At 67.9% G+C, this 13,786-nt stretch carries 9 protein-coding genes and 2 riboswitches; of the genes, 4 read left to right on the top strand and 5 right to left on the bottom strand.

The window, feature by feature from the left end:
* The first annotated feature begins 257 nt into the window (after positions 1 to 257).
* Positions 258 to 1,940: a peptide chain release factor 3 gene (locus tag FA90_RS08625; RefSeq protein ID WP_036167980.1), complete on the top strand. Its 1,683-nt coding sequence runs from the start codon at positions 258 to 260 to the stop codon at positions 1,938 to 1,940.
* Between the two features lie 146 nt (positions 1,941 to 2,086).
* On the opposite strand, the gene FA90_RS08620 is transcribed toward FA90_RS08625, so the two are convergent.
* Positions 2,087 to 2,410, bottom strand: a complete 324-nt coding sequence (locus FA90_RS08620) for a hypothetical protein (RefSeq protein WP_156116637.1) — start codon at positions 2,408 to 2,410, stop codon at positions 2,087 to 2,089.
* Between the two features lie 224 nt (positions 2,411 to 2,634).
* Here FA90_RS08620 and FA90_RS08615 point away from each other — a divergent pair, with 224 nt between their 5' ends.
* A complete protein-coding gene (locus FA90_RS08615) occupies positions 2,635 to 4,305 on the top strand; it encodes a methyl-accepting chemotaxis protein (protein ID WP_036167973.1) in 1,671 nt (556 codons plus the stop codon).
* Positions 4,306 to 4,434: 129 nt separating this feature from the next.
* Here the strand turns inward: FA90_RS08615 and gcvP are convergent, their stop codons facing one another.
* The 3 genes from gcvP to gcvT form a co-directional block, all read right to left on the bottom strand.
* The gene (gcvP, locus tag FA90_RS08610) at positions 4,435 to 7,311 is read right to left on the bottom strand and encodes an aminomethyl-transferring glycine dehydrogenase (RefSeq protein ID WP_036167972.1); all 2,877 of its coding nucleotides are present in this window, start codon (positions 7,309 to 7,311) and stop codon (positions 4,435 to 4,437) included.
* A gap of 143 nt (positions 7,312 to 7,454) precedes the next feature.
* Positions 7,455 to 7,835, bottom strand: coding sequence for a glycine cleavage system protein GcvH (gene gcvH, locus FA90_RS08605; RefSeq protein WP_036167971.1), 381 nt, complete (start codon positions 7,833 to 7,835; stop codon positions 7,455 to 7,457).
* Positions 7,836 to 7,914: 79 nt separating this feature from the next.
* Positions 7,915 to 9,039 carry a glycine cleavage system aminomethyltransferase GcvT gene (gene gcvT, locus FA90_RS08600; protein ID WP_036167968.1) on the bottom strand — a complete coding sequence of 375 codons (1,125 nt, stop codon included), beginning with the start codon at positions 9,037 to 9,039 and terminating at the stop codon, positions 7,915 to 7,917.
* A 76-nt stretch (positions 9,040 to 9,115) separates the two neighbouring features.
* Positions 9,116 to 9,209: riboswitch (glycine riboswitch) on the bottom strand.
* A gap of 24 nt (positions 9,210 to 9,233) precedes the next feature.
* A riboswitch (glycine riboswitch) is annotated at positions 9,234 to 9,320 on the bottom strand.
* A 141-nt stretch (positions 9,321 to 9,461) separates the two neighbouring features.
* On the opposite strand from gcvT, the gene FA90_RS08595 reads away from it, so the two are divergent.
* Positions 9,462 to 10,022 carry an ATP-dependent Clp protease proteolytic subunit gene (locus tag FA90_RS08595; RefSeq protein WP_036167967.1) on the top strand — a complete coding sequence of 187 codons (561 nt, stop codon included), beginning with the start codon at positions 9,462 to 9,464 and terminating at the stop codon, positions 10,020 to 10,022.
* A gap of 244 nt (positions 10,023 to 10,266) precedes the next feature.
* Here FA90_RS08595 and FA90_RS08590 read toward each other — a convergent pair whose 3' ends face one another.
* Complete coding sequence (locus FA90_RS08590; RefSeq protein WP_036174871.1) at positions 10,267 to 10,563, bottom strand: hypothetical protein; 297 nt, start codon at positions 10,561 to 10,563, stop codon at positions 10,267 to 10,269.
* A gap of 416 nt (positions 10,564 to 10,979) precedes the next feature.
* Here FA90_RS08590 and FA90_RS08585 point away from each other — a divergent pair, with 416 nt between their 5' ends.
* Positions 10,980 to 13,763, top strand: a complete 2,784-nt coding sequence (locus FA90_RS08585; protein ID WP_051971592.1) for a DUF1631 family protein — start codon at positions 10,980 to 10,982, stop codon at positions 13,761 to 13,763.
* Positions 13,764 to 13,786: the final 23 nt, after the last annotated feature.

Genomic DNA, 13,786 nt, shown 5'->3' with positions numbered 1-13,786 from the left:
ACGCGGCGATATCGTCCGCTATTTCCCGACAAAAACCTTATCCGCTCAGCCGTAATCCGACGCGCCTGATAAGCGAACTGAGCCGTTCTTACAGAACCGTCCTACAGGTTAGCGTACATAAGCCAGCCGCAAACGGGACCGAAACCTCGGTTCCCTGGCGCGAAAAGCGTCGCAAATCGAGCGATGCAGGCGGTTCACACAAGCGGGCCCGGAGCCGGTAAAATCGAGAGTTTTGCAAGCGCCGCAAGGGCGAGACCATGTCCAACGAAACCGCAGACATCAATTCAGACTACAACGACGCCCAGGACGCCAGCGGCGCCGACGGCGCCAACGCATCCAAGCCGGCCGCCCTGGTCGCGCGCGAAGTGCAGCGCCGCCGTACCTTCGGCATCATTTCCCACCCCGACGCCGGTAAAACCACGTTGACCGAGAAGCTGCTGCTGTTCTCGGGCGCGATCCAGCTGGCCGGCACCGTCAAGGGCCGCAAGAGCGGCCGCCATGCCACTTCGGACTGGATGGAAATCGAGAAGCAGCGCGGCATTTCGGTCGCGTCCTCGGTGATGCAGTTCGAATTCCGCGATCATGTCATCAACCTGCTCGACACCCCGGGCCACCAGGACTTCTCGGAAGACACCTACCGCGTGCTGACGGCGGTCGACTCGGCCTTGATGGTGATCGACGCGGCCAAGGGCGTGGAGGAGCAGACCATCAAGCTGCTCGACGTCTGCCGCATGCGCAATACGCCGATCGTCACCTTCATGAACAAGCTCGACCGCGAGACGCGCGACCCGCTCGAGCTGCTCGACGAGGTCGAATCGGTGCTCAAGATCGAGTGCGCGCCGGTGACCTGGCCGATCGGCATGGGCAAGAACTTCCGCGGCGTGTACCACCTGATCAACGACGAGATCATGCTGTTCAAGGCCGGCGAGGAAAAGGCCGACGGCGCCTACGAGATCATCAAGGGTATCGACAACCCCAAGCTGGCCGAGATGTTCCCGCTGGAGATCGAACAGCTCAAGCTGGAAGTCGAGCTGGTGCACGGCGCCTCGCATCCGTTCGACCTGGAGCGCTTCCTGGCCGGCATGCAGACCCCGGTGTTCTTCGGCTCGGCGATCAACAACTTCGGCGTGCGCGAGATCCTGTCGGCACTGGTCGACTGGTCGCCGGCCCCGCGTGGGCGCGACGCCACCGTGCGCGAAGTCGAGCCGCAGGAACAGAAGTTCTCGGGGTTCGTCTTCAAGATCCAGGCCAACATGGATCCGGCGCACCGCGACCGCATCGCCTTCCTGCGCGTGTGCTCGGGCCGCTTCGAAAAGGGCATGAAGGTCAAGCACTTGCGCCTGGGGCGCGAAGTCAAGCTGGCTTCGGTGGTGACCTTCATGGCCTCCACGCGCGAGCAGGTCGAAGAAGCCTACGCCGGCGACATCATCGGCTTGCCGAACCACGGCAACATGCAGATCGGCGACAGCTTCTCCGAAGGCGAGATGCTGCGGTTCACCGGCATCCCGTACTTCGCGCCGGAACTGTTCCGTACGGTGCGCATCCGTAACCCGCTCAAGATGAAGCAGCTGCACAAAGGCTTGCAGCAGCTGGGCGAGGAGGGCGCGGTGCAGGTGTTCAAGCCGGTCATCGGCAGCGACCTGATCCTGGGTGCGGTCGGCGTGTTGCAATTCGAGGTGGTGGCGAGCCGCCTGATGAACGAATACAGCGTCGACGCCGTGTTCGAATCGTCCAGCATCAGCAGCGCGCGCTGGGTCTCGAGCGACGACAAGAAGGCCTTGTCGGACTTCGAAGCCGCGCTCGCGCCGCAGGTGTCCTACGACGCCGCCGGCAACATGGCCTTCCTGGCCACCTCGGGCGTCAACCTGCGCCTGACCCAGGAGCGCTGGCCCAAGCTGCAGTTCCACGCCACCCGCGAGCACGCGGCCAAGCTCGACTGAGTTCGATCCGGTGAGCGCTCCTGCGACGCTGGATCGGACCGGGCGTCGGGGTGGTTCATGCCTGCACGCGAGAGTAGCGGGCGGAGCCGGAGCGTACGCGCGTCACGGGATGGCGCCGGGTGGGGCGCGAGGTCGGCAGTGCCGCGTCAGCGCTGGGGCACGAGCCAGGCCTCGAGCACGCTGCCGGCCCAGCACAGCAGGAATACGATGCCGGCCAGCGTGACGCGCAGCGGGGCGGGCTGGGCCGCGAGCTTGGCTTCGATCGCGGCCGGATCGAGCCCCACGCTGCCGCTCATGATCTGCTCGGCCATCGCGCTGGCGGTGTCCAGCTGGTAATTAAAATAAATCATGCCGCATACCGCGGCGACCGCCACGAACAGCAGGGCGCGCAGCTTGCGCCCCAGGTAATACTGGCCGACGCCGGGGAACACCAGGCCCGACAGCGCGGCCGCGACACCTTTACGCTTCATCCATGTTTCCTTGTGAGTGAGCCTGTCCCAGGCCGCATTCATGCTTGATACGTCGCAATGACCGGCATGGGCAAGGGCGTACATTGATTTAATGCACGCCGGAAATATAGCAGGCGCGTCCGGAATATCCAATCACCAGGAGAACACCATGACCCGAGCTGCCGTCAGCGCCGCTATCGTCGCCGCAATACGCACGCCGCGCAACCTGAACGGTAGGGCCTGACATGCTGTCCCGCCTGCGTATCGGCCCCAAACTCTTGCTGGCGCCCGGCGTCGTGCTCGTGCTGCTGGTATTGCTGTCCTGCGGCGCCTACCGCGTCATGGTACGCCAGAATGGATCGCTCGACCTGATCGTGCAGGAGCGTGCCGCGCGCATGCGCGCGGCGGCCGACCTGGTCGCCTCGAGCCAGCGCTCCCAGACCGGCGCCTACCAGGTGCTGGCCTGGGTCAGCGGCAGCTTTCCATCGCGTCGCGTCGAGCCGCTGGTGCGCGAGGTGCGCATCCAGCACGCGGCCGTCGAGCGCGCGCTGGCCATACTCCAGCGCGATACCGCCGCCAATCCGAAGGAACTGCGCTTCGTCGAGGGCGCGCGCGAGGCCTGGCGCATGTATGTGCCGGCAGTGGAGGATGTGATGGACCTGGCGCGCCATGACCATTCGGTCAGCGCCAGCGCCATGTCCAAGGCCGAGCGTGCGTTCGGCGTGGTGGCGCAGCGCCTGGCCGAGCTGGCCCTGTACGAGCAGGCGCTGTCCGAGCGGGCCTCGAGCGACGCCGCCGGGGACCTCAAACTGGCCGCGACGCTGATGCCGGTGGTGATCGTGCTGTCGATCGCCGCGGCGCTGGCGATCACGATGGCGGTGCGGCGCGCGCTGCTGGCCGAGCTCGGCGCGATCGAAGCCGCCGCCAGCGGCCTGGCCAGCGGCGACCTGACGATCCGCCCGCGCGTCTACGGCAACGACGAGCTGGCCGCGACTTCACGCGCGCTGGACGCCGGCATCCGCAACCTGAACGGCAACCTGCGCACCATCCTCGAGTCGGCGCGCTCGATCGGCACCAGTTCGCGCGAGATCGCGCTGCACCGCGCCGGGCTGCCCGCGCGCGCCGGCGTGCGCGAGGCGGTCGAACGCACCAGCGCGTCGATGCAGGAACTGGCCGGCGTGATGCGCGGGGCGGCCGACGGCGCCGAGGCGGCGCATCGGCTGGCCACCGGCGCGGCGCTGGCGGCCGAGCAGGGCGGCGACACCGTGCACCGCCTGGTGACGACGATGGAGAACGTACGCCGCTCGGCGCAGCGGCTGGACGAGATCGGGGCCGCGATCGACCTGACGCTGGAGCGTGCCGGCCGCGTGGCGCTGGCGGCGGCGGTACGTGCGGCCCAGGCCGGCGAGCAGGGCGCGGACTTCGCCGCCGCGGCTTGCGAGCTGCGCAGCCTGTCGCGCCAGGCCGGGGTGGCGGCGCAGGAGGCGCGCGCGCTGGCGCGCCACGCGGTGGCCACCATCGAGCATGGCAGCGCCTGGGCCGCCCAGGCCGGCGCCAGCATGGCCGACCTGGCCGGTTCGGTGCAGGCCGTCGACGACATCGTCGAGCGCATCGGCTGCGCCAGCGCCGCGCGCGCGCACGAGCTGGACGGCATCGACCAGGCGATCGTGCGCATGGACGAGATGACGCGCCAGGGCACGCGCATGGTCGAGGAAGCCGCGCTGGCCGCGCGCACGCTGCAGCAGCAGGCGTTGACGCTGTCGCGCGCGGTGTCGGCGTTCCGGCTCGACGAAGCGGTGCTGGCGGCGCCCGACACCGCCCAAGAAAAAGCCCCGCCCGGCACGCATGATCTGCGTGACGGCGGGGCCAGACATCCCTACCTGCGTTTGGCGAGCAGCCGAACGGACCTTCGATAAACCTGCTGCGCGTTGCAGTGGCGGTCTACGATGCTCCGCTACGGCGGACCGGCCGTACCGTGAGTACGGCTGCGCTTCTCGACCACCACTGCGGCCGCTCGCTACGGTTTCTCGAGGGCCCTTGGGTTTTTACTCATAAGCCTCGATCGGGGCACAACCACAGAACAGGTTGCGGTCGCCGTAGGCGTTGTCCGCGCGGCCGACCGGCGGCCAGTACTTCTTCTTGCGAAGCGACGGCACCGGGAAGGCCGCCACTTCGCGCGAATAGCCGTGCTGCCAGTCGTCGCTGGTGACCACCTCGGCGGTGTGCGGCGCGCCCTTCAGAGGATTGTCGTTGCGGTCGTATTCGCCGCGCTCGACCTTCACGATCTCGGCGTGGATGCAGATCATCGCCTCGATGAAGCGGTCCAGCTCCGCCTTGGACTCCGACTCGGTCGGCTCGATCATCAGGGTGCCCGGCACCGGGAACGACATGGTCGGCGCGTGGAAGCCGAAGTCCATCAGGCGCTTGGCCACGTCTTCGTTGCTGATGCCGGTGGCATCCTGCAGCGGGCGCAGGTCGATGATGCACTCGTGCGCGACCAGGCCGTCGTGGCCGGTGTACAGCACCGGGTAGTGCGGCGCCAGCCGGCGCGCGATGTAGTTGGCGTTCAGGATCGCGGTCTCGGTCGCCGCGGTCAGGCCGTCGGCGCCCATCATCGCGATGTACATCCACGAGATCGGCAGGATCGAGGCCGAACCGTACGGGGCCGAGCTGACGCCGCCGATGCCTTGCTCGCCGCGCTGGTAGCCGACCGAGCGCTGGTTTGGCAGGAACGGCACCAGGTGGGCCGCGACCGCGACCGGACCGACGCCCGGGCCGCCGCCGCCGTGCGGGATGCAGAAGGTCTTGTGCAGGTTCAGGTGGCTGACGTCGCCGCCGAACAGGCCGGGGCCGGCCACGCCGACCAGTGCGTTCATGTTGGCGCCGTCGACGTAGACCTGGCCGCCGTGCGCGTGCACGATCTCGCACAGTTCCTTGATGCCTTCCTCGAACACGCCGTGGGTCGACGGGTAGGTGACCATCACGCAGGCCAGGTTGGCGCTGTGCTGCTCGGCCTTGGCGCGCAGGTCGGCCAGGTCGACATTGCCGTTGGCGTCGCAGGCGGTGACCACGACCTTCATGCCGACCATGTTGGCCGATGCCGGGTTGGTGCCGTGCGCCGAGGACGGGATCAGGCAGATGTTGCGGTGGCCTTCGCCGCGCGACTGGTGGTACTTCTGGATCACCAGCAGGCCGGCGTACTCGCCCTGCGAGCCGGCGTTCGGCTGCAGCGACACGCCGGCATAGCCGGTCACGGCGCGCAGCATCGCTTCGAGCTGGCCGATCATCTCGCGGTAGCCGACGGTCTGGTCGTCCGGGGCGAACGGGTGGATGTTGGAGAACTCGGGCCAGGTCACCGGGATCATTTCCGACGTCGAGTTCAGCTTCATCGTGCACGAGCCGAGCGGGATCATGGTGCGGTCCAGCGCCAGGTCCTTGTCGGCCAGGGCGCGCAGGTAGCGCAGCATCTCGTGCTCGGCGTGGTAGCGGTTGAAGGTCGGGTGGGTCAGGTAGGCGCTGGTGCGCGCCAGGGCGGCCGGGAAGGCGTCGACGGCGTCCTTATCCAGGCTGTCGATGTCCAGCGCGGCGCCGAAGATGTCGGCCAGCAGCGCCAGGTCTTCGCGGGTGGTGGTCTCGTCCAGCGACAGGCCGACGCTGCGCGCGTCGATGCGGCGCAGGTTGACGCCGTTGGCGACGGCTTTCGCATGGATGCTTTCCGCATCGGCGACGCTGACGGTCAGCGTGTCGAAGTAGGTGGCGTTGGCGATCCGGTGGCCGGCCTGCTTGACGGCGGCGGCCAGGATGCCGGTGTAGCGGTGCACGCGGCGCGCGATGTTTTCCAGGCCCTTCGGCCCGTGGTAGACCGCGTACATCGAGGCCATCACGGCCAGCAGCACCTGCGCGGTGCAGATGTTCGAGGTCGCCTTTTCGCGGCGGATGTGCTGTTCGCGCGTCTGCAGCGCCAGGCGGAAGGCCGGGTTGCCCTGCGCGTCGATGGTGACGCCGGCCAGGCGGCCCGCCATCGAGCGCTTGAATTCGTCGCGCGTGGCCAGGTAGCCCGCGTGCGGGCCGCCGAAGCCGAGCGGCACGCCGAAGCGCTGGCTGTTGCCGACCACGACGTCGGCGCCCCATTCGCCCGGCGGGGTCAGGACGGTCAGGGCCAGCAGGTCGGCCGCGACGATGACCATCGTGCCCTGCGCATGCAGCTTCTCGACCGCTGCGCGGTAGTCGCGCACGTCGCCGTTCACGCCCGGGTACTGCAGCAGCACGCCGAAACCGCCGTCGGCCAGGTTCTCGATATCGGCGGCGGCGACGGTGCGCACTTCGACGCCGATCGGCTCGGCGCGCGTGCGCACCACTTCCAGCGTCTGCGGCAGCACGTCGTCGGCGACGTAGAACACCTTCGAGGCCGACTTGCCGACGCGCTGGATCAGCGTCATCGCTTCGGCGGCGGCGGTGCCTTCGTCCAGCATCGAGGCGTTGGCGATGCCCATGCCGGTCAGGTCGGTGATGGCCTGCTGGAAGTTCAGGATCGCTTCCAGGCGGCCCTGCGAGATCTCCGGCTGGTACGGGGTGTAGGCCGTGTACCAGGCCGGGTTTTCGAAGATGTTGCGCAGGATGACCGGCGGCGTGGTGGTGCCGTAGTAGCCCTGGCCGATCACCGACTTCATGACCTTGTTCTGCTCTGCGATGCCTTTGAGCTTGGCCAGCGCGGCGCTTTCGGGCAGCGGATCGAAGAACTGGCCCAGGTCCAGCTTGTCCTTGCGGCGGATGTTGGCGGGAACGACGGCGTCGATCAGCGCGGCGCGCGAATCGTAGCCGAGGACGGACAGCATGGCTGCTTGTTCGGATGCGGACGGGCCGATGTGACGGGGGATGAAGCCGTCGCGTGCTTCGAGTTGGGTCAGGCTGGTGCGGGTCATGGTAGCGGGCTTGGACAAAGGCTGGGGAAGGGTGCCGGCGCCGGGATCGCCGGAACCGATGGAAGAAGCCAGGGAAATAGGGTGCAACTCGGGAAAAACAAGGCGCGCCGCGCTCGGTAAGCGGGACGCGCCCGGGTCAGCGATCAGTCCGCGGTCTTCTGGCCGTAGGCGGTGGCGTCGAGCAGGCCGTTGATCGCGTTCGGATCGCTCGGCTGCAGCTTGAACAGCCAGGCGCTGTAGGCGTCGGCGTTGATCGAATCCGGCGCGTCGGCGGTCGGCTGGTTGACTTCGGTGACGGTGCCTGCGACCGGGGCGTAGATGTCGCTGGCGGCCTTGACCGACTCGACCACGGCGGCGTCGTCGCCGGCGCCGAAGGTCTTGCCGACTTGCGGCAGCTCGACGAACACGATGTCGCCCAGCGCGTCCTGCGCGTATTCGGTGATGCCCACGGTCAGGGTGCCGTCGGCCTCCTGGCGGACCCATTCATGGGATTCGGTGTACTTCAGGTCGGCTGGGATATTCATGCGTGACTCCTGGTGTCGAGTGAGGGATGAGGCGTTAGTATAGTTTGTTCTTATTGCGGTGCAGCGATCGGAGCGGGCCTCAAGCGGCCATGATTTTGCCGTGACGCACGAACGGCAGCTTGACCACCGAGGCGGCCAGCTTCTTGTCGCGGATCTCGACGTGCACGGTGTCGCCGATCGCCACGTCCATCGGCACGCGCGCGATCGCGATCGCCTGCTGCATGGTCGGGCTGAAGGTGCCGCTGGTGATCTCGCCGACGTTGCCGGAGGCGGCGACGACTTTCTGGTGGGCGCGCAGGATGCCGCCTTTTTCGCGCAGGATCAGCCCGACGAAGTTCTGCTGCTGGCCCTGGGCCTGCAACGCGGCCTTGCCGATGAAGTCGCGCTCGGACACCAGGTCGACGGTCCAGGCCAGGCCAGCGTCCAGCGGCGAGACGGCGTCGTCCATGTCCTGGCCGTACAGGTTCATGCCGGCTTCCAGGCGCAGCGTGTCGCGCGCGCCCAGGCCGGCCGGTTTCACGCCATTGGCGACCAGCGCATTCCACAGCGCTTCGACCTGTGTTGCCGGCACGCCGATCTCGAAGCCGTCTTCGCCGGTGTAGCCGGTGCGCGCGACCATCAGTTCGCCGAAGGCCGTGTCGGGCACGATGACGGCGTTGAAGGGTTTCAGCGGCTCGGACGGGGCCTGGGTCTGCGCCACGGTCTGCCACACCTTGGCGCGCGCGTTCGGGCCCTGCACGGCGATCAGCGCGATGCCGTCGTCCGAGAGGTCGGCGCGGCGCGGCGTGATGGTCAGGCCCGAATTGGTCGCGTCGTTCTGCTGGCGGATCCAGGCGATGTCCTTCTCGGCGGTGCCGGCGTTGACCACCAGGCGGAACCAGTCTTCGCGGAAGAAGTAGACGATCAGGTCGTCGATCACGCCGCCTTGCGGGTTGAGCATGCAGGAGTACAGCGCCTTGCCGGCGGCCTGCAGCTTGTCGACGTTGTTGGCCAGCAGGCCGCGAAGAAAAGCGCGCACGTTCGCGCCCTGCAGGTCCACCACGCACATGTGCGACACGTCGAACATGCCGGCGTCGCCGCGCACGGCCTCGTGTTCGGCGATCTGCGAGCCGTAGTTGACCGGCATGTCCCAGCCGCCGAAATCGACCATCTTGGCGCCCAGGGCGCGGTGTACGGAATTGAGCGGGGTCGCTTTGAGCGTCATGGAGAATCCTCGGGCACGGTAGGCACAGCAAAAAGGGTCGCGCACACGCGCGTGCTGATCACGCGGCGCATGCCGTTCGCACCCCTCTGTCCTCGGTACCTGAGAGATAGCGGTCGCGCCGCCTGCCCCTTCGGTGGGCCCCGCCGGGGCCGCTCTCCAGAGTTGAGCGCAGCCTGCGTTTGATCGCAATGCCGCGCCCTTGACCGGTCCGGTTGCCTGAGAGTTTTTGGGTGATGCCCCTTCGGCGGCAGCCTTGCGCTGCGCTCTCCCGGTCAAGACTGCGAAGGATATGCCAGAGGCCACAGGAAGTCAATCGACTGGCCGCCCGGCGGGGGCGCGCACTCTTGCAGTGCAGCCATGCGGCGTGGAGGGCGTGATTTGTTACACTTGTCTTACGACCTTTGTGACTTAAGAGAGCCACTATGAGCGAAGACCAAGCAAAACAGCAGAAGGAGGGGTACTTCACCCTGTCCGGAGACGTGAACAGCGACATGGTGCACCGTGTTTTCGAAGCGGTCGCGGCAATGACCGAGGACGGCATCGAAACCGCCCACGTACTGGTGCAGTCGAACGGCGGCTACGTCAGCGACGGCCTGTGCCTGTACAACTTCATGGCCAATTCCCCGGTCGAATTCGTGATGTACAACGGCGGCGCCGTCGCCTCGATCGCGGTGATCCTGTTCCTGGCCGGCACCCGCCGCTACGCCAGCGAGACCGCGCGCTTCATGATCCACAAATCGCACGCGACCGCGTCGCCGGGTTCGCGCCCGGATGCGCTCAACATCATCGTCGAGGGCTTGCGCGCCGACGATTCGCGCACCGAGTCGATCCTGCGCAAGCACGTCGAGCTGACTCCGGAGCAGTGGGGCGTGCACCAGTACGGCGACCTGCACCTGAACGCGCGCGACGCCAAGGTAGCCGGCCTGGTCAACGACGTGGCCGACTTTGCGCCGCCGCGCGGCGCGTATCTGCGCAATATCTGATACGGGCTGCGCCGGCGCGGCGGGACACCGTTTCGCGCCGGCGTACGCACCCAGGGCAATGCGGCGATACGCCCGCGCCTGCCATCCAGTCACCGATCAGCGAACAATGAGCGACAGGGCCCGTGCGCATCACGCATGGGCCCTGTCGGGGAACGCTCAAGGACGGTTCGAATGGCTGCCACTGCCGCCGGTACTGGCGCCGCCGTCTGACGCCGACGCCACTACCGGCCAGTGCGCGCCAATCTTACTTCTTGTCGTTCTTGTGGCTTTGACGGCCGGCTTCGGCGTGCTGTTCCGGCGTGCCGCCGCGGGTGCCGCCGCTCGAACGCGAGCTCGAACCCGAACCCGACTGCTTGTTGCCGTCGTTCTTGTGGCTTTGCTGGCCGGCTTTCACGTGCTGCTCGTGGGTGCCGCCCTGGACGCCGCCGCCCGAACGCGAGCCGGAGCCCGACGATGCGGATTGCTTGTTGCCGGACGATTGACGACCAGCCGCTGCGTGTTGTTCCGGGGTGCCGCCTTGGGTTTTTTTGCTCGAAGTCATGATCATTCCTTTCAGTGAAATTGGAAATGTCCTGCTTGCTAGAAACTCGCTGAATCATTGTGATCAGTTGCGTTCCAGTGATGCAATCATGCGAGCCCGGCAGTTTTGCGTGTATCGGACCACAAGCCGGAGCGTTGTAGGACTGAACCTTAGTATCAAAAAATATATTTACTTAGTTGGCGGCTAAATTTAACGATAATATTCCGCTCGGCGGGTCATTGACGGTGCAAATGCTCGATTTTACTGTCGAGATAGCTCTGCAATAGAATGAACGTTCTTCTGAGAATCTGGCTTAAAGCAACGTTTCGCGTTGTGCTCGCGTCTTTCCGGCCTTCATCAGGCCACGGCAAAATCCTATTGCTATGTAGAAATTCTGTGCCACAATAGCGGTAGCGTCTTCCAGTCCCGTCCACACCATGTCAGCTAGTCCCGTCCAGAGTCCGGCCGCACGTTCGGCCGCACCGTCGCAGCAGGCGACGCTGGATGCGCTCGTCGCAGTCGCCGTCAAGCAGGCAGAAGCGAAGTTGCCGGCGCTCGTCGCCAGCTTCGCCGGGCTGCTGGTCGACGTCAGCGCGCCCGGGCTGGAAGCCAGGGAAGTCTACCGGCGCGTCAAGTCCGGCAAGCTGCTCAAGGAAAACGGCTACGCCTTCGTGCACCTGGCGTCGAAGACGCTCGAGGCGGCGTTGCACGAGGAACTTGCGCGCCTGCTGCCCACCCACGGTGCGCGCCGCGTTGCACCTGAAGCGCTCAGCCTGGTGCCTCTGGAGGAAATCGACACCCGGCTCGCGTTTGCCGCCCTGGCGCGTCCGTTCGACATCGCGTATTCGGAGGCCCTGGCCACGCTGGCGGTGCGCCTTGGCATGCTGCTCGGGCGCGGCGTGCTGCGCGCCGACAGCCAGCCGTTCCGCCCGGAAGTCTTCCTGCGCGCGCTCGACGCCGCCTGGCGCGAATTCGAGCCGGACCCCGATGCCCATTGCCTGGTGCAGGGCTTGCTGACGCCCGAGACGCTGTTCGATCTCGCGCCGCTGTACGAGGCCGTCATCGCCGCGCTGATGCGCAAGGAAGGGCAGCCGGGCTCGCTCGAGAGCTACCGCATCCAGAAAACCGACGACAGTGCGGCGGCCAAGGCGGCGCGCGCCGCCGGCCGCGCTGCGCTGGCCGAGCAGCTGCGCAAGCTGTTCGGCGACGACGGCGGCGAGGATGGCGTGCCGCTGATCCCTGATCTGCCGGGTCTGCCGACCGGGAGCGGCGGATGGCGCCCGAGCGGGGTGGCGGGATTCGAATCCGCTGCTGCGCCGGCCGAGCCGTCCACGGCGAGCGTCGCCCCAGGCACGCCTGCCCAGGCACAGGGCGTTGCGCTCGCGCCGCAGGCGGGCCAGCCGCCAGCCGGCAGCGGTGCGCCGGCCGGGGCGGTTGGCGCGAGCGGCGCAGGTCAGGCCGGCAGCGCGCAGGCGGGGCAGGGCGGCGTCCTGTACGCAACGCAGGGTGCAGCCCGGGCGGCAGCGGGCGTGGCGCCGGCCGCCCTTGGCTTCGCGGCCGGCGCACCCGGCGCCGCGCATCCCGGTCCCGGCTTCGCGCCGGCCGCGCCGGGTGCGGCGCAGCCCATGCATGGCGTAAATCCGGAACAGGCGGGCGCCGTCCACGCGGCATCCAGCCTTGCCGGGGCCGCCCCCACGGCGCAGTCTCCGCTGCACGCTTCCGTCCCCGCGCCCGACCCCGCACAAGCTGCCTTGAATACGATGCTGGCCGGCCTGCGCCCCGGCGTGGCCGCGCCGCTGCTCGAGCTGCTGGCGCAGATCGACCCGGCCACGCTGACTGCCCCGGCCCATGCGGGTGGCCCGGCCGGCGCCACCGCCGCCATGAGCGCCACCAGCGGCGGCGCCGCTTTCGCGCCCGCCGCCAACGTGTTTTACCTGCCGCGCTTCAAGCAAAGCCTGCCGCAAGGGACGCTCTCGCGCGGCGACGAGCGTACGCTCGACCTGCTTTCGCGCGTGTTCGAGACCGTGCTGCTGGACGACGGCATCCCGGCACGCACGCGCGAGCTGCTGCAATTGCTGCAGGTGCCGGTGCTGAAGGCGGCGCTGCTGGACAAGAATTTCTTCTTCGAGGAAGCGCACCCGGCGCGGCGCCTGGTCGACCTGCTGTCGCGCATGGGCTGGGACCAGCACCCGGATGCGGCCGATCCCGATGCCGACCCGACCTTCCAGGCCATGCGCCGCAGCGTCGAACAGGCCAGCCGCCATGAGCCCGGCGCCGGCGCCGAAGGCAGGCTGGCGGGCTTCAGCGCCGCGGTCGCCGAGCTCGAAGCCAGCCTGGCATTCGAAGACAGCGCACTCGAACGCGCCATCTCCGCGCCGGTCGCCAGCGCGCTCAAGCAGGAAAACCTCGCCGTCGCCACGCGCGCGGCGCGCGACGCCGTGGCGCTGCGCATCGAGGCCGCCGCTGCGGCCGGCATGTTCGACGTGGTCAGCGGCTTCCTGGAGCAGCGCTGGACCACGGTGATGACCTTCGCCTACAGCATCGAAGCGCAAAAGCCGGGCGCGGTCGGCAACGCCACGCGCGCCATGGACGACCTGATCTGGAGCGTCAAGCCCAAGCCCACGCAGGAGCAGCGCAAGAGCCTGATCGCGCGCCTGCCACGCCTGCTGGGTACGCTCAACAAATGGCTGGACGCGATCAAGTGGCAGGACGCCGAGCGCCTGCAATTCTTCGCCCGCCTGGCCGAGTGCCATGCCTCGATCGTGCGCGCGCCGATCGAATTGTCGCCCGAGCGCCAGCTCGAACTGGCGGTCGAGGCGGCCCAGCAGGACGCGCTGCGCCAGGTCGAGCTGGAAAACGCCGCCGCCAAACGCGCCGAGGCCGAGCAGCAGGCCCAGCGCGAGGCCTTGTCGCCGCTGGATGGGCTCGAGCGCGGCGTGTGGCTGGAGTTTCGCCATGCCGACGGGCCGCGCAAGGTCAAGCTGGCCTGGGTCAGTCCACTGCGCACGCTGTTCATCTTTTCCGGCGCCGGGCGCCGCGAAGCGTTCTCGCTGGCCGCCGACAAGCTGGTCGAGGCGCTGCATGCCGGGCGCGCGCGCGTGCTGGCGATCGACGGCGTGGTCGGCCAGGTGCTGCTCGAAGCGATGGCCCAGGGCGCGGCAGATCCGGCATCGAACGACGCGTCGATGCGTGCGCAGCCGCGCGCCGGCCAGCTGCTATAGTCGAGCCGACAAGCCCCGTCGAC

Origin of the sequence: Massilia sp. 9096, assembly GCF_000745265.1 — a bacterium.
GTDB lineage: Bacteria > Pseudomonadota > Gammaproteobacteria > Burkholderiales > Burkholderiaceae_D > Telluria.
This window is presented reverse-complemented; position numbering and strand designations above follow the sequence as displayed.